Origin of the sequence: Aliikangiella marina (assembly GCF_007004765.1) — a bacterium.
Classification (GTDB): Bacteria; Pseudomonadota; Gammaproteobacteria; order Enterobacterales; family Kangiellaceae; genus Aliikangiella; species Aliikangiella marina.
This window is the reverse complement of the sequence record NZ_VIKR01000005.1, coordinates 475,176-498,769: the sequence shown is the minus strand read 5'-3', so window position 1 is coordinate 498,769 and position 23,594 is coordinate 475,176. Positions and strand designations below refer to the sequence as shown.

19 protein-coding genes and 1 tRNA gene are annotated in these 23,594 nt (G+C 43.6%); 9 read left to right on the top strand and 11 right to left on the bottom strand.

From position 1 onward, the window contains the following. Window positions 1-7: 7 nt before the first annotated feature. From FLL45_RS19440 to tkt, 9 genes are all read right to left on the bottom strand, one after another. Window positions 8-1,039 (bottom strand): AAA family ATPase, encoded by a 1,032-nt coding sequence (locus FLL45_RS19440; protein ID WP_185964559.1) that lies wholly within the window; start codon window positions 1,037-1,039, stop codon window positions 8-10. Further along, window positions 1,036-2,229, bottom strand: coding sequence for a DUF4350 domain-containing protein (locus FLL45_RS19435; RefSeq protein ID WP_142943716.1), 1,194 nt, complete (start codon window positions 2,227-2,229; stop codon window positions 1,036-1,038). Before FLL45_RS19435 ends, FLL45_RS19440 begins: the two co-directional genes overlap by 4 nt. Then, window positions 2,222-3,859, bottom strand: a complete 1,638-nt coding sequence (locus FLL45_RS19430) for a hypothetical protein (protein ID WP_142943715.1) — start codon at window positions 3,857-3,859, stop codon at window positions 2,222-2,224. Before FLL45_RS19430 ends, FLL45_RS19435 begins: the two co-directional genes overlap by 8 nt. Next, window positions 3,860-4,840, bottom strand: coding sequence for a stage II sporulation protein M (locus tag FLL45_RS19425; protein WP_142943714.1), 981 nt, complete (start codon window positions 4,838-4,840; stop codon window positions 3,860-3,862). Next, a complete protein-coding gene (locus FLL45_RS19420) occupies window positions 4,837-5,532 on the bottom strand; it encodes an RDD family protein (RefSeq protein WP_142943713.1) in 696 nt (231 codons plus the stop codon). Before FLL45_RS19420 ends, FLL45_RS19425 begins: the two co-directional genes overlap by 4 nt. Window positions 5,533-5,878: 346 nt before the next feature. Then, window positions 5,879-6,943 (bottom strand): class II fructose-bisphosphate aldolase, encoded by a 1,065-nt coding sequence (fba, locus tag FLL45_RS19415; RefSeq protein ID WP_142943712.1) that lies wholly within the window; start codon window positions 6,941-6,943, stop codon window positions 5,879-5,881. Between the two features lie 105 nt (window positions 6,944-7,048). Continuing rightward, window positions 7,049-8,227: a phosphoglycerate kinase gene (locus FLL45_RS19410; RefSeq protein ID WP_142943711.1), complete on the bottom strand. Its 1,179-nt coding sequence runs from the start codon at window positions 8,225-8,227 to the stop codon at window positions 7,049-7,051. A gap of 163 nt (window positions 8,228-8,390) precedes the next feature. Further along, complete coding sequence (gene gap, locus FLL45_RS19405) at window positions 8,391-9,389, bottom strand: type I glyceraldehyde-3-phosphate dehydrogenase (protein ID WP_142943710.1); 999 nt, start codon at window positions 9,387-9,389, stop codon at window positions 8,391-8,393. Between the two features lie 108 nt (window positions 9,390-9,497). Further along, window positions 9,498-11,489, bottom strand: coding sequence for a transketolase (tkt, locus tag FLL45_RS19400; protein ID WP_142943709.1), 1,992 nt, complete (start codon window positions 11,487-11,489; stop codon window positions 9,498-9,500). A 234-nt stretch (window positions 11,490-11,723) separates the two neighbouring features. Here tkt and elbB point away from each other — a divergent pair, with 234 nt between their 5' ends. Continuing rightward, a complete protein-coding gene (elbB, locus tag FLL45_RS19395) occupies window positions 11,724-12,374 on the top strand; it encodes an isoprenoid biosynthesis glyoxalase ElbB (RefSeq protein ID WP_142943708.1) in 651 nt (216 codons plus the stop codon). 27 nt (window positions 12,375-12,401) lie between these two features. On the opposite strand, the gene glpE is transcribed toward elbB, so the two are convergent. Next, complete coding sequence (gene glpE / locus FLL45_RS19390; protein WP_210247236.1) at window positions 12,402-12,725, bottom strand: thiosulfate sulfurtransferase GlpE; 324 nt, start codon at window positions 12,723-12,725, stop codon at window positions 12,402-12,404. Window positions 12,726-12,742: 17 nt separating this feature from the next. After that, window positions 12,743-13,426 carry a tRNA (guanosine(46)-N7)-methyltransferase TrmB gene (trmB, locus tag FLL45_RS19385; protein WP_342778779.1) on the bottom strand — a complete coding sequence of 228 codons (684 nt, stop codon included), beginning with the start codon at window positions 13,424-13,426 and terminating at the stop codon, window positions 12,743-12,745. Between the two features lie 351 nt (window positions 13,427-13,777). Between trmB and FLL45_RS19380 the strand changes: the two genes are divergently transcribed. From FLL45_RS19380 to FLL45_RS19345, 8 genes are all read left to right on the top strand, one after another. Further along, the gene (locus FLL45_RS19380; protein ID WP_246075861.1) at window positions 13,778-15,529 is read left to right on the top strand and encodes an SLC13 family permease; all 1,752 of its coding nucleotides are present in this window, start codon (window positions 13,778-13,780) and stop codon (window positions 15,527-15,529) included. A gap of 71 nt (window positions 15,530-15,600) precedes the next feature. Then, a complete protein-coding gene (mutY, locus tag FLL45_RS19375) occupies window positions 15,601-16,644 on the top strand; it encodes an A/G-specific adenine glycosylase (protein ID WP_142943705.1) in 1,044 nt (347 codons plus the stop codon). A gap of 27 nt (window positions 16,645-16,671) precedes the next feature. Beyond that, window positions 16,672-16,935 carry an oxidative damage protection protein gene (locus FLL45_RS19370; protein ID WP_142943704.1) on the top strand — a complete coding sequence of 88 codons (264 nt, stop codon included), beginning with the start codon at window positions 16,672-16,674 and terminating at the stop codon, window positions 16,933-16,935. A 161-nt stretch (window positions 16,936-17,096) separates the two neighbouring features. Beyond that, window positions 17,097-17,172: transfer RNA gene (locus tag FLL45_RS19365), tRNA-Phe, on the top strand. Between the two features lie 630 nt (window positions 17,173-17,802). Beyond that, window positions 17,803-19,092 carry a glycoside hydrolase family 2 TIM barrel-domain containing protein gene (locus FLL45_RS19360; RefSeq protein ID WP_185964558.1) on the top strand — a complete coding sequence of 430 codons (1,290 nt, stop codon included), beginning with the start codon at window positions 17,803-17,805 and terminating at the stop codon, window positions 19,090-19,092. A 219-nt stretch (window positions 19,093-19,311) separates the two neighbouring features. Beyond that, window positions 19,312-19,959 carry a cupredoxin domain-containing protein gene (locus FLL45_RS19355; protein ID WP_142943702.1) on the top strand — a complete coding sequence of 216 codons (648 nt, stop codon included), beginning with the start codon at window positions 19,312-19,314 and terminating at the stop codon, window positions 19,957-19,959. A 55-nt stretch (window positions 19,960-20,014) separates the two neighbouring features. Further along, window positions 20,015-22,336, top strand: a complete 2,322-nt coding sequence (locus FLL45_RS19350; protein ID WP_142943701.1) for an EAL domain-containing protein — start codon at window positions 20,015-20,017, stop codon at window positions 22,334-22,336. 7 nt (window positions 22,337-22,343) lie between these two features. After that, window positions 22,344-23,594 (top strand): hypothetical protein, encoded by a 1,251-nt coding sequence (locus FLL45_RS19345; RefSeq protein WP_142943700.1) that lies wholly within the window; start codon window positions 22,344-22,346, stop codon window positions 23,592-23,594.

The window sequence follows — 23,594 nt, the reverse complement described above, 5'->3', positions numbered from 1 at the left end:
AAACGACTTAGTCTCGAGGCGCGGCAACTTGAGCGAGAATATCAGCAATAACCTGCGATACACCAATGCCTTCAATTTCAAGTTCCGCCGACAAAACAATTCGGTGGCGCATGACAGGCAAAGCCACTGCTTTTATTTCATCGGGCGTTACAAACTCGCTACCACGCACTAACGCTAATGCACGAGCGGCACGAATCAAGGCAATGGATGCTCGTGGGCTTGCGCCCATTTGGACACCTGACCATTCTCGTGTGGCTGCGACAATTCGCACTGCATAATCGAACAATGCATCATCGACCATAATTGAAGAGGCAAGATTTTGGAGCGCGATTATCGAGTCTGGGTCCGTTACGGCAGTCAACTCTCTCATTAAAATTGAATCATCAATTTCACCCGTTGTAATTGTTTTCACTAATGCTACTTCATCTTCTATAGCAGGGTAATCAATTAGGACATTCATTAAAAAGCGATCAAGTTCCGCTTCCGGTAAAGGATAGGTCCCTTCTTGCTCCAATGGGTTTTGTGTCGCTAGCACCATAAAAGGAGAGCTCACAGGCTGTGACTTTCCTTCAATCGTAATTTTCTTTTCTTGCATTACTTCGAGCAATGCCGATTGCGTTTTCGCAGGTGCTCGATTAATTTCATCCGCTAATAACAAATTTGTGAATGCCGGTCCTTTACGGATGCGGAACTTTTCTGATTTTGGGTCAAACATTGCATGACCAGTAACATCGCTCGGCATTAAGTCAGGTGTAAATTGGATTCTTGAAAATTCGCCTGCAAAACTTTTTGCGATTGAGCGGACTAACAAGGTCTTACCTAATCCAGGGACCCCTTCAATCAATAAGTGACCTCCGGCAAGTAAACAGGTTAAAGCCATTTCAACGATTTCGCTTTGACCGATCAAAGTTTTGTTTATATTTTCGCTGAGCGTTTTTATTAGTTCTGTTCCCTGTTGTAAATTCATTCCTGTGTTCTCAGCCTTTGCTGTTTCAACATTATTTGATTCGTCATTATTATCAAAAGTTAGATCACTCATAAGTGTTTCCTAATTTCTTGTATAAGTTGTACTTTTTGTACAAAGGTATCTTGATTTTCATTTTCAATTTGCCACAAACCAGCCAATTCATTTTTATCAATTCCGGTTATATGTGACAATTTGATAATTTGCTTTTGCGGCGTCAATCTCTGGTAGCCAAATACTAACTGTCCCATTCGATTGTGAATTGACTCCATCAGATCATGTAAAAGTCTATTTCCCTGATCGGTACGAAATGAAAACTCACCCGCAGCTGCAATATGTTGCATAATTTCTCGTTGAACTGGCGGCGTGTCTTGTTTAGCAGGTCCTCTTCGCCATAGCTGTCCAATCAATATCAGAAACAAGAGCGCTAATGAAGAAATCAACATCAAAGGTCCGTGTTGAATCATCATACTGAGTAAAGAGGGTTGTTCCCGGTTGTAAACCAACCAGGCCTTCGGCGAGTTTCCAATTAATTGCGCCAAAAACATTGCATGGTCGTGTTGTCGAATTCGACCATTACGGAAAATCGAAAAATCAATAACGACCGTTAATAATCCTTCGCCCATCGGATATTGAATAAACTGATCAACATCCTGAGGGCCGGCGATAAAAGATGCGTCTCCACTGGTATCTTCAATATACCCGGTTCCATGAAAATGGATTTCTGTCGGTTGTTCCGCATCTTCAAAATTGAGTAGCGTGAGGTTTCCTTCATCCTCATAATAATCATAATCCGAACCTGTTTCATAGTATCGTAAGCCAACTTCATCTAAAAATTTATCTCGACTTGACTCAAACTCATACTCATATAACTCAGTTGCCACTAGAACCAAATGCCCACCATTCTCGATCCAACGTTTCATATTTTCTCTACGCAATGTTGACATACCGATCCGACTACCATTAATCAAAACTGTATCAAATTCGCCCAGAAAAGAGTCGTTTTGTTCACCGCTAGTGTCATCGCGAGCAGACAATTCATCAAACAAACCAAAATCACTACGTGACTCGAATTTGATCGAAACTTTTTGCAAAAATTTTTCAGCTGCTAAAAAAGGATTGCGCTTTGCTTCGCTCGAATAACCTAGTGGTATTTCTACTGGCACTTTGTTGAAAGACTTAAAGAACCAGATACAAATGAGGGTAAACATAATCGCACTACCGACGATAATCCAGGTTACTCGAGATATGGCAAACTTATTCATTAGTTTGCTCCTCGTCCTGGTTTAAACCCATAGGCTTTACGTAAGCATCAGGCCACTGGTCACATAGCTCCGTTAACACATTTGAGTCAGGTAGTTGATGAGCATATGCTAAGCGTCGCCAATTTTGGGTAAGCCGAGAAAAATAGTCTCCAGAAAATTGATTTCCAAATGTTTTCAGTTTTTTGAGACACTCTAATTCGGTATCACCTTCTCGAATGACAACATCGGTGTTATCCATGTACCAAATTAAACTGGCTCGGTATAGTAAACTCATCGCTTCTCGATATTGTTTTGCCTGAATCATCGACTTAGCAACTTGCCAAGGTTGATCTGGAAGTTCTTCACTTGACATATCCAAGCCAAATAATTGCTTGGGACGAGATTTTTTGTTTTTCAAATTAGGGGATAAGCCAGTGACTAAGTGACGATAACGTGTGATCAAAAATATGATAACGACCGCAACAACTACCCACAGCGCGAATTCGACAATAAACGAAATAAACTTGGCAAACAAAAGCCCCCAAGTTGAAAATTGTGAAGAGGAGTTTTCGAGTGATTTTTCTTCATCAGAGTCGAAGCGACGCTCAAAGCGGAAATCCTCAAGTGTTTCATTAAAATCCTCGCTATCCATAATCTCGTCAATCAATCGATTGGCGCTAGCATGGTCGAGGTTATCGATTGAATAACTATCAACGGTTTCGTCTTCCGGTACACTCTTATCTTGGTCAATTTCAGCCTGAACGACTTGCTGTTCACTGCTTAATTCATTTTGTTGCTCTGTAGACTCATACGCATTTACCGGCTGATTCATTAATAACATCACGCTTAGGCCAACTGCACAAACAATGCTTGCTAGCCTCACTAAGGGCGGTTCACCTTGTTCATTTAAACGCTTTGCTAATCGTTTAAATGAAAGTTCAATATCCCAAGCTTCGAGATGAGTTCTTTGATTAATGTATAGGGCAAATCCACAGGCAGTAAAAAATGGTGCGACGATACTAACACCACAATAGTAAACAAAATTAAGCACCATCGCGGCCCAAGGCTCCTCACTATCGGCTGCAACCCAATTCCAAAAATCTAACGATTCGCTAAACTGAGTGGGTAAAAGCAAAAATGCGAGTGCAAGTATAGCGAAGTAAAAAACCAATTCTAAAAAGACAAAGAAGATTGTTAACCATACGGCACTGCCAGAGCCAATAGAATGAATCACTTTTAAGCGTTGGCTTCGCTGACCTCCGCTAAGCCCTTCAAGCTGAATAATCGGCAGATCGAGCGACCGCGTAAAACTCAACCTTCGCCATGTGATACTCGGAAACCATTGAATCTTTGCGAGTTGAAAAAAACTCTTAACACACTCTTTGACCGATAATCTTTCTCCAAATAATTCACGGCTTAAAAAGTGAAGTAATGGCCTTTCCCAAAATGGTTTCAAAAGCCAAAAAGCAACATAAGCCCAAACCGCATAATCAAACAGTAATATGGCCACCACAACAAAGAAAGGCAATGTAATCAAGAACCATATTTTATATAATGAAATTGCATGCTGCTGAACTAACGCGACTCCCAGGTCGATAGCTTCCCAACCTTTTCTTGGACGAACTTTAGCGGTCATTTTTTCCAGATCCATCTAGACTCTCCGACCACGCCCTAGTAAGGTGAAATAAAGAATAACTATCAGCCAGCCTGCTCCACCTACCCAATATTTAGTAGTCGGTGGTACACTGGATATCGACGACCAAAATGCTTCAACAAAAGCCGCGATAAGCAATAAAAATATTGCGCCATACATCAATACCATTCCACGCTTTCCGGCATTAATTAAGGCTTGCTTACGAGAAAATTGTCCTGGTGCAATAACCGCCCAACCGAGCTGTAAACCGGCTGCTCCGCTTAACACGATGCCGGTTAATTCATAAGAGCTATGACCTGCAACAAATCCATAAAAGGTTTCTTGGTAACCGATATTGATTATGTGTGCATCAATAGCACCAAAAAAGACACCGTTATAAATTAGGAAAAACTGAGTCCCCAGCGTTCCAATAATGCCACCAGCAAATGATTGAAATGCAATCCCAATATTGTTTCGGATATAGTGACCAAACATCATGAAATCGGTGTCTGATTGGCGCTCACGACCAAGTCTATCCGCAGTTGGGTCATACATACTTTCAATATTAGACACCATATCCGGATCAACAACCGCGTACACAAGTTCTGGAAAAACCAGCACGATGGCGAAAACGATAAGACCAGGTAAATAGAAAAGTGCCGTAGCTATCCAGACAAAAGTCGCTTGCTCTCTCACTGCATTGGGCAGGCCAAAAACAATGAACTGGTAAATCCGTTTGAATATACCAAGTCGCTTTTGGTAAAAAATTTGGTGCCCGCGAAACACAAGAGTTTCAAGCTTTTGGATAAGATAGGGGCTATATTGCCGCTCTCTGGCTAAAGCTAAACAATAACAAACTTGTCGATAATGTTCGGCAAATCCATCGAGGACCTTCTGATTATCACCGCGCCGACGCGAAAATTTTTCAGCGATTTCGATAGAATCTTGAAAGGCTTTCCATTCCGGCTGATAGCGTTGCTCAAATTCTTCCTGCCTCATGCGTGACCTCTTAGCCACTTAGCAATTCTAGTTAATTGAACGGCAGACGATTCAGCCCCCTGCTTAATTTTTTCCTGATCTAGCCAAGGACCTAAATAACCGGCTAGCTCGTTCACACGAGAATTCGACATCCTCGAAGTTCTCTCAGCGAAACCAATGATCGCACTTTGTTCTTCTAAAGTAAGCGGTACTTTAGGTGCTAATCCATCAAGGGCAATTTTTTGATCTTTTTCTATTTGCTCCATCTTATGCACGACTAAGGTGCCTGCAGCAAAATCTCCCAAACGCTTAAAATCTCGGCTAAACATCATCGAGATAAACCCAAATGCATAGAAAAACGGTAAAAAATCTGCCACGCGTAACAAATTTCTAACGATCGATGAAGACCAATCAATTGGTGTACCATCATCATTGATGACCATAACACCGACGACTTTCTTTCCTAAAGTTTGACCATTGTAGAACACTTCAAAAAGTACAGGATAAAACCATTGAATAACAAAAATTGAGATGAGAATCATGCCATCGCCGAATCTTCCCAAAAATTGAAAAATTTGTATCGCAACAAAAATTAACAACCAGCTGATCACTTGATCAATAAGAAATGCCAACGAACGACTAACGAGGCTCGCTACGGGTAATGACAGGGTAATACCTTCAGGTACTTCTACTTCGCGGGTGGTGTCTAGCATTCCTTCGAAACTTCTTATTCCAGATTGATCACAGATTATTACCTTGGATAATCACACCGTGCGGATCACCAAGCAAATGCCCATTGCCGCGACTTGATTGGTTTATGCGCATCGACACGCTGAAAACTTAACGAGTCGCCAGTATGCCGGCAAAGTATTTATTGGGTCAAATTGAAAGCCGACAATTTGCGCAATTCAGCTAACTATTTTTAAGATGTGGTCAATATTTATGCAAAAATATGCATAAAAAGAGTGTTGCATCTTAACCTTACCACATCAGAGATAAAATACGCTGACAATAAAAAAGGACCCCTTGGGGTCCTTTAATCTAACTCATTGATTTTGACTATTTTACTTTTGCGTCTAGTTCACCACTTTCATAGCGGCCAAACATTTCTTCAAGCGAAATAGCTTTTATCTTACTTGCATTACCAGCCGTCCCGAAGGCTTCGTATCGGGCAATACAAATATCTTTCATCGCCATAGTGGCTGTTGCCAAGAATTTACGCGGGTCAAATGCAGAGGGATTTTCAGCCATAAATCTTCTGATTGCGCCAGTCGATGCTAACCTTAAATCAGTATCGATATTGACTTTACGCACGCCATGCTTAATACCTTCACAAATTTCTTCTACCGGCACACCATAAGTTTCAGGGATTTCGCCACCAAACTGATTAATCACTTCCAACCACTCTTGCGGTACTGATGAAGAACCGTGCATAACGAGATGGGTATTAGGAATACGCTCATGGATCGCTTTGATTCTGTCGATAGCTAAGACGTCGCCCGTTGGTGGACGAGTAAATTTGTAAGCGCCATGAGATGTACCAATGGCAATTGCCAACGCATCGACATTGGTTTTCTTAACAAAATCAGCCGCTTCTTCTGGATCAGTGAGCATTTGATCCATGGTTAATTTACCTTCTGCACCGATGCCGTCTTCTTCACCAGCTTCACCAGTTTCTAGTGAACCTAAGCAACCGAGTTCACCTTCAACAGAAACACCACACGCATGCGCCATATCGACGGCTTTGCGAGTAACATCAACGTTGTACTCGTAACTCGTTGGTGTTTTACCATCTTCGCCTAGCGAGCCATCCATCATCACCGAAGAGAAGCCCAGTTGAATGGAGCGTTGGCAAACTGCCGGTGAAGTACCGTGGTCCTGGTGCATGACGACCGGGATGTGCGGAAATTCTTCAATCGCAGCTAAGATCAAATGACGTAAAAAGGGAGCACCCGCATACTTTCTAGCACCTGCAGAAGCTTGCACGATAACCGGACTATCGGTTTGATCGGCCGCTTCCATAATCGCTCGCATTTGTTCTAAGTTGTTGACGTTAAATGCCGGTACGCCGTAATCATGTTCCGCTGCATGATCAAGCAGCTGTCGCATTGAAATAAGTGCCATTGGTTCCTCTCCAATTCTAATTAGTGTCGTTGCTTTGCACCCAGGGGTAAATTCACTCGGTGCTATTCCTTTTATTAAATCGGTAAACTTTATTAATTTGGTAAACTAGCCGTTTGCTCTTTGTTCAAGAATTTCAACTGCAGGTAGTTTTTTGCCTTCTAAAAACTCCAAGAATGCCCCTCCACCAGTTGATATGTATGAGACTTTGTCTTTAATACCAAATTTATCGACTGCCGCTAGTGTATCACCACCGCCAGCAATAGAGAATGCATCGCTTTCTGCAATTGCCATGGAAATCTGTTTAGTACCTTCGGCAAATTGATCAAGCTCAAAAACGCCGACCGGACCATTCCAAACGATGGTGCCAGCATTCTTTAAAATTTCACATAAATGCGTCGCGGTTTGTGGACCAATATCAAAAATCATATCGTCATCAGAGACGGCATCGACGGCTTTTAATTCCGCAGGGGTTGATTCAGAAAACGCCTTACCGACAACGACGTCTACAGTTTTAGGGATTGAACCACCTCGGCTTTGAGCGGCTTCGCTTAAGCGTTTTGCTTCCTCAGTTAAATCCTGTTCAACCAGCGATTTACCGACATTGTGCCCTTCTGATGCGATGAAGGTATTAGCAATTCCGCCACCAACAATCAGCTGATCAACAACATTGGACAAAGACTCTAAAACAGTCAGTTTAGTAGATACTTTAGAGCCACCTACGATCGCCACCATCGGTCTGGCCGGATTATCTAAAGCCTTACCAAGCGCATCTAATTCTGCAGCAAGCAACGGGCCGGCGCATGCAATAGGCGCATATTTAGCGACACCGTGTGTTGATGCTTGCGCTCGATGCGCGGTACCAAAAGCGTCCATTACAAAAACGTCACACAAGCTGGCGTAAGCTTTTGCTAACTCATCATCATTTTTCTTTTCGCCCAGGTTGCCTCGAACATTCTCAAACACAACGACTTCACCCGCTTTAGCATCCACGCCATCAAGATAATCACTCGCTAACGAAACCGGTGCGTCTAATAAGTTTTGTAAATAATCAACTACCGGAGCCATCGACTCATCGGCAGTCAGGGCACCTTCGGTCGGTCTGCCACGATGGGACATCACCATCACCTTTGCGCCTTTTTCCAAAGCCAATTTAATCGTTGGCAACGCTGCTTGAATGCGCACATCGGAAGTTATCTTTCCATCTTTAAAAGGTACGTTAAGATCTTCACGAATCAAAACTCGTTTATCCGATAAATCCAAATCAGTCATTCTCAAAACAGACATGGTGTTTTTCGCTCCATTCGACCCGCTGTCGATTAGTTGATCAATAATAAAACTTCGGTGACAAAACCTAAAATGCGACTGCTAAATGAACAACTCAAATGTTTGTCTAGCAGTCGCAATTATTCAGATTTTATCGGTCTTTTATGTCGACTTCAGCTCGCAATTAAGCCTTCATCATCGCGATCGCAGTATCGATCATGCGAACACTAAAGCCCCACTCGTTATCGTACCAAGTCAATATTTTAACTAGGTTACCATTAACGCGCGTTTGAGTTGCATCAAAGCTTGAAGATGCTGGCGAATGATTAAAATCAATCGAAACAAGTGGTGCAGTGTTGTAGTCTAATACATAATTGTCAGCTGCTTTCTTAACGATTTCATTAACTTCTTCAACCGTTGTATCGCGAGACGCTTCAAAAGTTAAATCAACAACAGAAACATTCACTGTTGGAACGCGAAGCGCAAAACCATCTAAACGACCGAGTAATTCTGGTAGTACTAAGCCAACCGCTTTAGCCGCACCAGTTTTGGTTGGAATAATCGACATTGCAGCTGCACGAGCACGACGTAAATCTTTGTGCTGATTATCGATAATTTTTTGATCGTTAGTATAGGCGTGGATTGTGTTGACTAATCCTTTTTCGATACCTAAGCCGTCATGTAATGCTTTAGCGACAGGTGCTAAACAGTTAGTTGTACATGAGGCATTAGAAACAATGTTATCGTCTGCAGTTAGCGTGTCGTGATTAACGCCATACACGATGGTTTTATCGATATCGTCGCCACCAGGTGCAGAAATTAATACTTTCTTCGCGCCACCAACAAAGTGCTTTGAAGCACCAGCACGGTCTTTAAAATGTCCCGTACATTCAAGCACGACGTCTACATCATAGTCAGACCACTTTAAGTTTTCTGGATTGCGATCAGCTAACATCGCAATTTTGTCACCGTTAACATACATATTCTCTGCATCACCTTCGACAGTGGCAGTGAAACGACCGTGAGTGGTGTCAAACTTTGTTAAATGAACGTTAGTTTCAATTGGGTGTGATGAATTAATGGCGACAACCTTGATTTCATCCTGACGGTTATACTCATAAATGGCACGCAAAACCATTCGGCCAATCCGGCCGTAACCATTAATCGCTACTTTTACTGTCATTGTTTTACCTCAAACGTTATAAATGCCTTACGGCGTAATGTCGCTACCTGATTTTTTTTATTATTGTTAAATCTGGTTAACTTCCTGTTAATCCAATGTTGGGATGGGTTAGCCCAACAGTGATTGTGCTTTGTCGATCACATTTTCTACTGTGAATCCGAACGCTTTGAACAAGTCTGCAGCAGGTGCTGACTCGCCAAACTGATACATGCCAATGATGGCACCATTTAAGCCTGTATATTTGTACCAAAAATCGCCATGGCCAGCTTCAATAGCCAAACGCGCAGTCACTTCAGCAGGCAGAACACTTTGCTTGTAGTCAGCATCTTGTTGCTCAAATATTTCACAACTTGGCATCGAAACAACGCGAATATTATGGCCAGACAAGGCCTCTTTAGCTTGCATCGCTAATTGAACTTCTGAACCTGTAGCAATCATGATTAAGTCAGGTGTTGCCTCACAATCGGAGAGGATATAAGCACCTTTTTCAATCGCTGCAATTTGCTCGTCACTTCTTGGCTGGGTCGGCAAACCTTGACGTGTTAAGACTAACGCCGTTGGTCCTGATTGATTTTCGATTGCGAGTTTCCATGCAACCGCTGTTTCGGTGGCATCACAAGGACGCCAATTGACTAGATTAGGGGTTGCTCGCATCGACGACAACTGCTCAACTGGTTGATGAGTCGGGCCATCTTCGCCAAGCCCAATTGAGTCATGAGTAAATACATAGATAGCTTGTTGCTTCATTAACGCTGCCATTCGGACCGCGTTACGCGCATATTCCATAAACATCAGAAAGGTGCCACCATAGGGAATGAACCCACCATGCAATTTTAAGCCATTCATGATTGCGGCCATTCCAAATTCCCTAACACCATAGTAGATATAGTTGCCATCAGCATCATCGGCAGTGATGCCTTTAGCGCCGCTCCAAAGCGTCAGATTTGAACCTGCTAGATCAGCAGAACCGCCAATAAATTCAGGGACGTGAGGCGCATAGGCTTCGATCGCATTTTGAGAAGCTTTACGGGTTGCGATAGATGCGGCGGCGGCTTGAGTTTCCGCAATATAGGACTTCGCAGCCGCTTCAAACTCTGCCGTTGGTCGATGATTAAATCGCCGAGTTAACTCGTTTGCCAACTCTGGAAAAGCCTCTCGATAAGCAATAAATGTATCGTTCCAATCAGACTCCAAACGACTACCTGCTTCACGCGCGTCCCATGCTTGCATGATCTCTTGAGGGACTTCAAACGCTGGATAAGGCCAATCTAACTCTTTACGAACTAGTTCGATTTCATCTTCGCCAAGCGGTGCACCATGACAATCTTCTTTACCAGATTTGTTCGGCGAGCCAAAACCAATCGTGGTTTTACAACAAATTAACGTTGGTTTACCAGTTTCGGTTTTTGCCGCTTGAATCGCTTGTTCAACTGCGTCCGGGTCATGGCCGTCAACACCGCCAATAACATGCCAGCCGTAAGAGCGGAATCGCTTAACTGTGTCATCGCTGAACCAAGCTTCAACTTCACCATCAATCGAAATACCATTGTCATCGTAAAAGGCAATCAGTTTACCCAGACCTAGAGTACCAGCCAAGGAACAAACTTCATGGGAGATACCTTCCATCAAACAGCCATCCCCTAAGAAAACATAGGTGTTATGATCGATAACATCGTATCCTGGGCGGTTAAAATGAGCCGCTAAAGTTTTTTCCGCGATAGCCATTCCGACCGCATTTGCAATCCCTTGGCCGAGGGGACCGGTTGTAGTTTCTACACCAGGCGTATAGCCGTACTCCGGGTGACCTGGGGTTTTTGAATGTAATTGACGAAAATTCTTTAAATCGTCAATACTGAGCGCGTATCCAGATAAATGGAGCAATGAATAAATTAACATCGAACCATGGCCATTTGACAAGACAAAGCGGTCTCGATTTAACCATTCTGGATTGCTGGGGTTATGTCTTAAATGATCGCACCAGAGCACTTGAGCTATGTCAGCCATTCCCATCGGTGCGCCTGGATGACCTGATTTGGCCTTTTGAACCGCATCCATACTTAACGCGCGAATAGCGTTCGCCAATTGAAAACGAGATGACATAGATACTCCTAATTGAGGGGCCGTTTTTAAACGGGGCGTATTTTCTCAGAGGAGCGCCTCAGGATCAAACCATTTACCCCTTTTATGGACAAATATTGGGCAAATTTTCACTTCAAACCAGCTACATAATCGAATTGTCACAAACACAATGGAATATCCGCGATATCCAATTGCACAATTATTAATTGAGGCATAGGATAAATTCACAAAACCAAGGCAAACAGGTGAATCAAAATGGCAAATATTGCAGTAGTTTTATCGGGGTGCGGTGTTTTTGATGGCGCAGAAATTCACGAGAGTGTGCTGACCCTGCTCGCGCTAGAAGAAAATCATGCTGATTATCAGTGCTTTGCACCAGATATGGATCAATATCACGTGTTGAATCACATGACGGGTGAAGAAATGAATGAAACGCGTAATGTCATGGTGGAAGCATCGAGGATATCACGCGGTAACATCCAACCTATCACTCAGCTTGATGCGAAAGACTTTGATGGATTAATCTTTCCCGGCGGTTTTGGGGCTGCCAAAAATCTCTGTAATTTTGCAATCAAGGGTTCAGAATGCGAGGTCCAAGCAGATGTTCTTGCCGCAGCCAAAACATTTGTCGTGGCCAACAAACCGATTGGTTTTATTTGTATCGCGCCAGCCATGATTCCCTTAATTTACGGAGAGACCGCAAAACTGACTATTGGCACCGACCAAGAAACAGCCGCTGCGATCAATGCGATGGGCGGAGAACACATCAGCTGTCCGGTTGACGAATTTATTGTCGACGAGACTAAAAAAGTGGTTAGTACACCCGCTTACATGCTAGCAGGTAATGTTTTAGAAGCGGCATCAGGCATTCGCAAATTGGTCGCTAAAGTGCTCGAATTAAGCTGAATGATCGATTAATCGGCGGCGGTGAGCTTACTCACCGCTGACAACAGGCTTTGTAAGTGCCCACTCACTCATTCCACCGTCCATACTGTAACTCTTCTCAAAACCTTGTTGAGCAAGGACGGCTGCTGCTTGCTGGCTGGAATTGCCGTGATAACAGACCACCACTAAGGGTTTAGATTTATCGGCAGAATCAATAAACGCTTGGACGTTTGCGTTGTCTATCCGCACCGCGTCTTCAATATGGCCTTGAGAAAATGAATTAGGATCACGCACATCGACGACCAATGCTTCCTGTGAATTAATTAGCTCTTCTGCCTGGTTTATCGAAATACGCTCAAATAGATTCATCATTTACTCTTTTGCCACAGTTATTTGTCCGCTTTAAACATCAAATCCCAAACACCATGACCGAGGCGCTCGCCTCGTTTTTCAAATTTAGTGATAGGACGGTCATCAGGTCTTGGAACATAGTCGTTGGTTTCAGATAGGTTAACCCAGCCTTGTTCAGCTTGCATGACTTCAAGCATATGTTGTGCGTAATTCTCCCAATCGGTAGCCATATGAAAAATACCGCCTTGGGCAAGCTTTCTATACAATTGTTGGACAAAGTCCGACTTGACGATACGGCGCTTGTGATGACGTTTTTTGTGCCACGGATCTGGAAAAAAAAGTTGCACTCGGTCGAGTGCGTTGTCTGCAATCATATGCTCAAGCACTTCAACAGCATCATGCGAAACAACTCGAATATTAGTCTGGCCGCCCTCTCTCACCCTCGCGAGCAGTGAGCCTACCCCTGGGCGGTGAACCTCGATCCCCAAATAGTTTAGCTGAGGATTATTGGCCGCTTGTTCTGCAAGAGAGGCCCCCATGCCGAAACCAATTTCCATCACCACTGGATGGTCATTGCCAAATAAATCCTTCAAATCCAATGCCTCGGACCTATATTCAAAACCATATTTGGGCATAAGCTCTTCAAAGGCTGAAGCTTGCCCAGCAGTCATTCTTCCCTCGCGTCGGACAAAACTGCGTATTTTTCTTTGAAATTCCTGCAAAATATCAATACCTGCACTTAAGATTGACTCCAATTATATCAGTGCATAATCACACAAGGCTACGGATGACGAAAAAAACCGATTTGAGTAAAAAATTTCAATTCTTAACGGTTCGCGGCAAATAGCCCCTTTGAGGGGGCTGTTCCGACATCAGACAGCTCGCTGACAGCGCAATAAAAACATTGACCTCTACCAAAAAGATGTTAATTTTAAATGAAATAGAAAAATACCAACGTCTTTTTTAACTACTTCCCCCAAACCATGTTTCCTGAAATTCCGAATTATCACGCCTTGGCTATGCTGCTTCTGACAGTCATTGCCCTGTACCTTTTCCGGCGGGAAGATATTCGCTTGGAATCAAGCTGCTTAGCGGTATTGTTACTGGTGGCCATTGGGTTTGAGGTTTTTCCCTATTTGCAACCCGATGGCACCCGATTAGAGTCGATTGATTTTTTCTACGGCTTTGGACACGAAGCGCTTGTCGCGGTGTGTGCTCTAATGATCGCCGGTCAAGGCTTGGTAAGAACTGGTGCGCTGGAACCTGTAGGACGAATGTTGGGAAGATTATGGCGCGCTAGCCCTCAGCTGTCATTGCTGGTCACTTTACTTGTCGCCGCAATACTCTCAGCTTTTATGAATAATACGCCGATTGTGGTATTACTCATTCCAATATTAATAAGCGTCTCAGTGCGCAACAATACTTCACCATCGGGAATGCTGATGCCCATGGGGTTTGCAACCTTAGTAGGCGGCATGTCAACAACGGTAGGAACGTCAACTAACTTGTTGGTGGTAGCGGTCGCAGCCGAGCAAGGCATGCGTAAGTTGGGGCTTTTCGACTTTGCGATTCCAGCCAGCGTGGCTGGCGTGGTAGCCATTATCTACCTTTGGTTGATCGCTCCCCGAATGTTGCCGCAGCGAGACTCAATATTAGAGAGTGCTGCCCCAAGACTTTTCACCGCTCACTTAACGCTTGAAGAAAAAGGCTTCGCGGTCGGCAAAACCCTCGCCGACTTGATTGAGCATACTAACGGCAATCTGAAAGCAGAAAGAATACAGCGGCTAGGAAGCCAGTCGTCTGACATTCGGATTATGCCCATGCCGGATGTAATTTTGCAGGCAGGCGATCGCATTCGAGTCTCGGATACTGCTGAAAACCTGAAAGATTATGAAAAATCGCTCGGTGCAAAACTGTTTGTTGGTAAACAGCAGGTCGATGCCGAGCACCCGTTAGTGGCAGAAGACCAGCAATTAGCTGAAGTTGTCGTCGTGCCAGGTTCGCCTCTGGCGGGATCAACTTTGAAGAATGTTCGTTTTATCGATCAGTACCAACTCGTCGCAGTCGCCTTGCACCGAGAGGGCAAAGAAATCGATCTTTATAAAAAGCTCGGTAGTGTCAGCATGCATGTTGGCGATATCTTATTGGTTCAAGGTGCTCGAGAAAAAATTGCCGAAATGAAAAAGAAAGGCGATTTGTTGGTTCTTGATGCGACCATGGATTTGCCGCACACCAATAAAGCGCCTATTGCACTGGGCATAATGGCGCTCGTTATTGGTCTTGCAGCCATTGGCTGGTTACCGATAGCGATTTCGGCACTGCTCGGCGTCATGATTTTGCTTGTTACTCGCTGCCTAGATTGGGCTGATGCAGGTCGTGCGCTGAGTACACAGGTCATACTCATCGTCGTCGCGAGTTTGGCATTGGGTGAGGCGCTGATGAAAACCGGCGGCGCAGACTATCTCGCCCAGCTGTTTCTATTTTTTACCAAAGGATTACCACCGCCAGTTATTCTCAGTGCACTAATGTTATTGTTGGCAATTCTGACCAACATTGTCTCTAATAATGCGGCAGCGGTAATTGGTACGCCAATCGCAATCAGTGTTGCCAGTCAGCTCGGCCTGCCAGCCGAGCCGTTTGTTGTTGCGGTTTTGTTTGGCGCCAACTTTAGTTATGCAACGCCGATGGCTTACAAAACCAATTTACTGGTTATGAACGCCGGGGGGTATCACTTTGCTGACTTTATGCGTATCGGTATCCCCCTCGCTTTGGCAATGTGGTTGACGCTTTCTATCTTCATACCTTTCTATTACGATATCATCTAACCGCTGCTAATCGACGTATCAGTAGGCAGAACTGGAATTATTTTAAACCGAATTAACGGCCTTTTTCTTCAATGAGCAAACCTCAATCATTACTCATTACGCCAAAGCAATTTGCTGAAAGAATGCTCAAGTTCTATGACTTGCACGGGCGAAAAGATCTCCCTTGGCAGCAGAACCCAACTGCATATAGAGTATGGGTGTCGGAGGTAATGCTGCAGCAAACTCAAGTCAAGACTGTTATACCTTATTACGAAAAATTTATGGCGAGCTTCCCCAATGTGGCTAGCTTAGCCGCTGCAGCTACCGATGATGTATTACATCACTGGCAAGGATTAGGCTATTACTCTCGAGCGAGAAACCTACACAAATGTGCGCAACAAGTCGTTAATGATTTCGCTGGCGAGTTCCCCGACAATCTTGAAGAGATGGAGTCACTACCGGGTATTGGTCGCTCCACCGCCGGAGCAATTTTGTCTTTGGCGATGGGAAAACCAACCCCAATACTTGATGGCAATGTGAAGCGAGTATTAGCAAGAGTATTTTTAGTTGAGGGCTGGTACGGACAATCGGCAGTTGCAAAACACCTATGGTCACTGACTGAGAAATACACACCTTCATCACGCACCGGCCAATTTAACCAGGCGATGATGGATTTGGGCGCTAGTTTATGCTCCCGGACCAAACCACATTGTCAAGCCTGCCCATTGAGCTCACATTGTTTGGCCTTTCAACAAGACAAAACTGCAGAATATCCTCATAAGAAACCCAAAAAAATCATCCCCACTAAACAGGCTAAACTGAGATTAAAAATCAATGAGAAGCATCAAATCCAACTCGAAAAACGTCCTCCGGCAGGAATCTGGGGCGGCTTATGGAGCCTTCCGGAAGTTGAGTTTGATACGAAAAACGTACGATTAGTCGATGAGTTTGAGCATACATTCACTCACTACAAGCTGCAGGCGCAGGTTGTATCAGTGAATTCAAAAACACAATTAGCGGATAATATTCATCTCGAGTGGCATAATATTAGTCAGTTAAATAAATTGGCATTTCCAACGCCGATTAAAAAGTTTTTATTTCGCTATTTTCAGTTAAACCAACCCAACAAGCCTTAATTAAGGCTTTCAATCAAGAGAAGCACTATGGTTTTTTGTCAAAAATTACAGAAAGAAGGCCCGCCGATGAGTTTCGCTCCTGTACCAGGTGAACTCGGTCAGCGTATATTGGAGAACATTTCCGCGGAAGGCTGGAAACTATGGATGAATCATCAAACAATGTTAATCAACGAAAAGCACCTTAATCTGGCCGACCCCGAAGCCAGGGCATATTTGACTGGGGAAATGGAAAAATTCTTGTTTGGTGGTGATTACGATAAGGTAGAAGGCTACGTACCGCCATCTGAATAGCGGTTTTTAGGTACAATGAGCAGGTTATTGGTTAATTAAAATACAACCATTAATAATTCTAAAAAATTTGCGAAAACCTGCTTGACTTTAAATCCTGATCCTAGTTTAATAGCGCGCTCCCCAAGGGTAGCCTCAAAACGAGGGACCTGAAAGGACAAACCGGCCTGGTAGCTCAGTTGGTAGAGCAGAGGACTGAAAATCCTTGTGTCGACAGTTCAATTCTGTCCCGGGCCACCATTATTCCAAAAGCCTTGATTGAAAGATCAGGGCTTTTTTTATGTCTTCAACCAAACTGTCTACACACGTGTCTCCACCGGAGCGCCGGCCGGTTAATTCTGTCCCGGGCCACCATTATTTCAAAAGCCTTGATTGAAAGATCAGGGCTTTTTTTATGTCTTCAACCAAACTGTCTATACACGTGTCTCCACCGGAGCGCCGGCCGACGGTGTGCCGCCCAGTTCAATTCACTCCCGGGCCACCATTATTCCTAAAGCCTTGATCGAAAGATCAGGGCTTTTTTTATGTCTTCAACCAAACTGTCTACACATGTGTCTCCACCGGAGCGCCGGCCAACGGTGTGCCGCCCAGTTCAATTCACTCCCGGGCCACCATTATTCCAAAAGCCTTGATTGAAAGATCCGGGCTTTTTTTATGTCTTCAACCAAACTGTCTACACACGTGTCTCCACCGGGGTGCCGCATGACAGAGTACCGCGTAGTAGTATTCTGCTCTGGCTGCTCCAGATTGCTAACCCAGCGATAAAAGCGTTTTTTGCCAATGTTTCTTATGTTCGATTTTTAACGCGTCCCCGGATTTGAGAAATCTTGCTAATATTGATACTAAACTCCCTTGATGATTACATTTTCAATGAATCCAAAACCAGCATTAAACCTATTAGGGCCCTCTAAAGTCGAGATCGTAACAGAGAATAGTAAGCACAAACTTCTTGTCGACGGGCAGCCATTCGAAGTAAAAGGTGCGGGTCTCAATTGGGATGAGAAAGACAAGCTAAGCGCCTTAAAAGAATCAGGTGGGAATACTTTTCGTACTTGGACTCACCAAGGTGCCGAAGCAGCGCTACCAGACGTCAACAAGCTTGGTTTAATGTTTGTTATGGGAATTGAACTCGGTAAAGAACTTCACGGCTTTGATTATGACGACGCCAACGCTGTGAAAGAACAATTCGAAGAAGTTAAAGCGATTGTAAATCAATACAAAGATAACCCTAACCTTTTGGCTTGGGCGGTCGCGAATGAACCAAACCTCTTATTTGATGAAAAGGGCGCATTGAAGGCAGTCAACCCTAAAGTCTATGACGCCATCTCTGAGATTATCGATTATATTCACGAACATGATCCTAATCATCCGGTTACGTACACTTTTGCGGGCGTATTAAAAGAACATCTTGATGTCGCTCTCGCCAGAACACCTCAAGTGGACTTCGTCTCCCTTCAAGTCTATGGGGACCTGCTCAACATACCAAAGTTAGTTAAAGAAGCGGAAATCACTAAGCCATTTATGGTAACCGAGTTTGGTCCGCTGGGCCATTGGGAAAGACCGGCCACTGAATGGGGGCGAGAAATCGAAGAGCCAAGTGGTATCAAAGCCTCTTCGCTCGGTGAAAGAATGATAAAAGGCCTGAGAGGCGATTTATTAGGCCTTAATATTGGTCACTTCGTTTTTCTTTGGGGGCAAAAGCAAGAACGAACGCCTACTTGGTACGGCATGTTTACCAAAAACGGCTATGCCGATGCTAGAGTCGATGAAATGACTCTTTTTTGGACCGGCGAGTATCCGTCTAATCGCGCCCCCAACGTAGAAGCACTAACGCTCAACGATGCAGAAGCGGAAACTAGTTTGAAACTCACGCCCCAACAACCAGTAACCGCCAAAGTATTCGGTAAGAACCTCGACCAACCAAAACTGGAATATCGTTGGGAACTTATGAAGGAAGTCAGTGAGTTGAGTCAAGGAGGGGCACACGAAGAAGAACCGGAAACGCTCTCGATAGATTTCATTTCGGATAGTTCGGCCTCTGGTTCAATAAATTTTAGTGCACCCTCCATGCCTGGCGAGTATCGACTTTTCGTTTATGTTTATGATCGCGATGGAAAAGTGGGCTATGCCAACTTCCCATTTATCTGCGAACAAAACTAATCGCTGTTTAATGAACACGCCTAACAATGACTTTTTTGAATTCTTAACCTGAAAGTTTTCAAGTCATCGTTCGGTCTTATCTCTAGATGTTGCCCATCTAGAGCCAAATCCTCTCTCAAACACTAACCAATTTGAGGATCCAACGGATTAATCCAAAATACCGACTATACTTAGGAAGTTGCCTTTTTCCTTTTAAATCAATCTGATTCGGACGTTACTATGCAGAAATACCGACATATGTTTTTGATTTGTTTGTTGCTCGTTGCACCATTTTGTATTGCCTCGACCGAGTTAACCGTCGTCGATACAGCCGGCGAGCCATTCAGCGGCGCAGTCGTTGAGATATTTCATCCAAACTTTAATGTAGTCTCCGCTTCAACCGATAAACCTGCGGTAATGGAACAAGTCAACCAACAATTTAAACCGCTGATTCTAATTGTGCGGCAGAACAGTCAAGTCATTTTTCCTAACTCTGATTCAGTTAAGCATCATGTATATTCCTTTTCTAAGGCGAAAAGGTTTCAGCTGAGACTATATAAAGAGCAGATCCCTGATCCGATTACATTTGATAAAGATGGTGTTGTTGCCATTGGCTGCAATATTCATGATTGGATGTCGGGATTTATCTATGTGGCTAAATCAAAATTTGTTAAGCAAACTAACCAACAGGGTAAGGTCACATTCGAGTTACCACCAGGCAATTACACCTATCAAGTCTGGCATCCGCGATTCAATGAAGCCGACATAGGGGTTGTTCAAAACTTAGATATCACCTCGAAACAAGACTCAGCCAATGTAACCTTCAAACTAACAGAGAGTCTGTATCCAAATATAACCCAAGATGCTGACGAATTTGGCGACTACTAATGACAAAACTGCGAAACCTCAATTTTGGTGATAATAGTGGGAGAATTGGCGTTCAGTGAGTATTTCTAAATCAAACCGACCTTCTCTTTTACGAAGAATTCTTATTCTGTTCGCAGTTTTGCTCGCCATAGTTTCTGTGCTAGTTGCCGGGACTACGCTTCAGGCCGCATTTAGCCACTCAGAACAGCAACTATTAAAAAGATTTGAAACCTCACAACAAGTTTTCACTTACAAACTGCTCAATGATGCAAGTACAATTAAAGGCGCTTTAAATAGTGCAGCGAAAGACTTTAACACCAAGCAGCTGATTGCCAGCGCCCAAGACGATCCAGAATCACTTAAACTCGCTTTAATTAATCTTCAGAACCGGCTCAACACTGATTTCACGATAATCTTTGATGAGCAAAAGCGTCCGTTAACCGCTACCGCAGAATCGGTTAATTTAGAGTTGACCAGTATACTCGACAAAGAAGTACAACTACTTGTGACGTCAAAAACGATATACCTCATTGAGTTTGAGGAAGTTCGTTTTCTTGAAAATCAACCTAATCCTGATGCTTGGATGGTTATGGGAATGGATATATCACGAATCATAGACAGCCAAGTTAGAGAACTTACCGGATTCGAACTAAGCGTCGTTGCTCGCAACAAGACCTACACAACAACTAATAAGGAATATCTTAAAATTGCCTCGGAGTTAAGCCGTTTGCCGCTACAAGCTGCCGCACCGTTAATGGTTGGAGGCACTGAAAAGTACTCCTATCATTTTGGCTTTAATTCTATCCAATCAGAACCGATAAGCTTAGTGTTCTCAATTACGGAAAGTTCCGCCTATTTAAATTTCTTCAAACTAATGTGGCAACTGATTGTCGTAGTGCTTGTTTCAATTTTAATTGCATTTTTTCTCGCATTCTATTTTGCGAAAGGTGTTACCCGCCCCCTTCGGCAGCTTTCAGGGATTGCTAACAAAATTCAAGTGGGAGAGTACGACACAGAGGTTCCCTCTTTTAATTCGCAAGAGGTTAATAATCTTTCAGAAGCCTTTACCGCTATGCGTGATGCAATTAACCACAGAGAGCAAAGAATCGAAAAACTGGCTTATTATGATGAGCTCACGGGCTTACCCAATCGTACTGCTTTTCGTCAACAACTGGATAAAAAAATCAGCACAGAGCCGAATACCCCCTGCGCGATCATGTTGCTCGATATCGACCGGTTTACTGAGGTCAATGATACTTTGGGACACGAGTTCGGCGATAAGCTTTTATGTGAAATCTCTCGACGTATGCAAGGCTTTCAACCCAAGCATGCTTTTTATAGTCGAGTTGGTGGTGATGAGTTTGCAATACTGTTAAACAACCTTTCTGATTTTGAACTGAACACGCAAGTCGAGCAGTTCTTCAGTTTTTTTGAAATACCTTTCGAAATCGATGGTGTTTTACTCGATATCGATATTAGTGCCGGTGTCGCGTTGTATCCTGAGCAAGCCTCTAAATCGGAAGCATTAATTCAAGCAGCCGATATTGCCTTAAACAAATGTAAGGCTTCTCACAAAGGGTTTGTCGTCTATGATAAGACCTTAAATACACATTCGATCCAAAGACTCAATTTAATGTCGGAATTACGATCTGCAATCGAAACCAGTCAACTATCCCTTTACTATCAACCAAAACTCGATCTAGAAACGAATCAAATTGTCAGTGTGGAATGCTTGGTTCGTTGGATACATCCAGAACATGGATTTATCGGCCCTGACGATTTTATTCCTTTGGCAGAACAAACCGGAGCCATTAGAGATTTAACCAAATGGGCGATTCAAACAGCGCTTTCGCAACATAAATCATGGACTGAGCAAGGCAACTTTTTTCGTGTTGCAATCAATATTTCGGCACTCGACCTAATCGACTTGTCATTACCAGCGTACGTCGCTCAACAACTCTCTGAGCTTTCTTTGGATACAACAGCGATTACTTTAGAAGTCACCGAAAGTGCTATAATGTCAGAGCCGGATCAAGCAATCCGCGCGCTCGATATTTTGAAACGTATGGGAATTAAACTATCGATCGATGACTTTGGAACCGGTTATTCTTCAATGGCTCAGCTTAAAATCATGCCTGTTTCCGAACTAAAAATTGATAAATCATTTGTACTTGATTTAGCAACCAATGAAGACGATGCCACAATTGTTAAATCAATTGCTGATCTCGCGCATAACTTAGATATGACAATTGTCGCCGAAGGTGTCGAAGACAAAGACTCCTTAGAAAAATTGAAAGAATACAATGTCGAACAAGCCCAGGGGTATTTTATCGCCAAGCCGATGCCCGCCGATGACTTTAACGAGTGGTATTCCAACTCAAACTACAGGCCGAGGTAGCTAAAATTTGATAAAGCACAGAGGGTTAATATCTTTTCTATTAATATTATTTTGCTGTTCGGCAAATAGCAACGAGTTTAATGGCCTGTTACAAGTCGGGTTAAGTTATAGTGATACCGACAAACCCTGGTTGGTATCTTGGCTAAGAAACGGTACAGGTGTCACACGATTTGATAGCGAAAACGACGGTTTAGATATTAACTTACTTGCGCTCGAATACACGACAGATTTTAGCGACAGCACCAGTATCCAGCTTTCAGGGATCTATTACCCGGACGGAGAAGAAAGGTTTGGTATCACGGAAGCTTTTGTCGACATAAATCCAATCGCCGAAGGCTGGAAAAATAGCGGCCGTATCGGTCTGTTTTATCCCAGTTTTAGTTTCGAAAATCCAGATACCGCATGGAATAGTCCATACACTTACTCGTTCTCAGCAATCAATACTTGGGTTGCAGAAGAGCTTCGTATACTTGGCGGAGAATGGTCCCTCACTCGTCCAGGAAAAGCATTTCGTTCGCCGCACACGTTCAAGTTTGTCGCTTCCCTTTACACCGCGAATGACCCCATTGGAACAATACTCAGTTGGCGCGGTTGGGGATTGAGTCAACGACAAACCTTTTGGGGTGAAAGGGTTGAGTTTGCTGATTACCCTTCATTGGATACGGTTCTCTCTTTTCAGCCACCATGGGTTGAACCATTTGAAGAGATCGATGATAACATAGGTTATTACGTAGGTACTCACTGGCGATATAAAACCAACAGCGAGTTACGAGTTTATTTCTATGACAATAACGCCGACGAGACAGAAAGAATAAGTCCGCAAGGTCAGTATGCATGGGAAACAAACTTCGTATCCATCGCCTGGCAATATCGATTTAATAAACACACGAGAATTCTCACCCAGTACATGAACGGCGAAACTGTGATGGGTTGGTCTGAAACAGGCGATGATTATGTCGTACAAGCGCCATTCAACGCATTTTATCTCTTGGCATCTCACAAACAAGGTGAGCATCGATTTAGCATCCGCTACGATAAATTTAAAGTTGAGGATGAAGATGCTTATCCACTATCAGATCCTAATAACAGTGACGGAGACGCGTGGACCATCAATTGGCGGTATAATTTGACTGCGCAAACGCAATTCGGCATAGAAAGTTTATGGGTTGATAGTACTAATCAGAGCCGCACCTTATGGAATTGGCCAGCAAGGGAAAAGCAGCACCAAATGCAGGCGATTTTACAATATCGTTTTTAA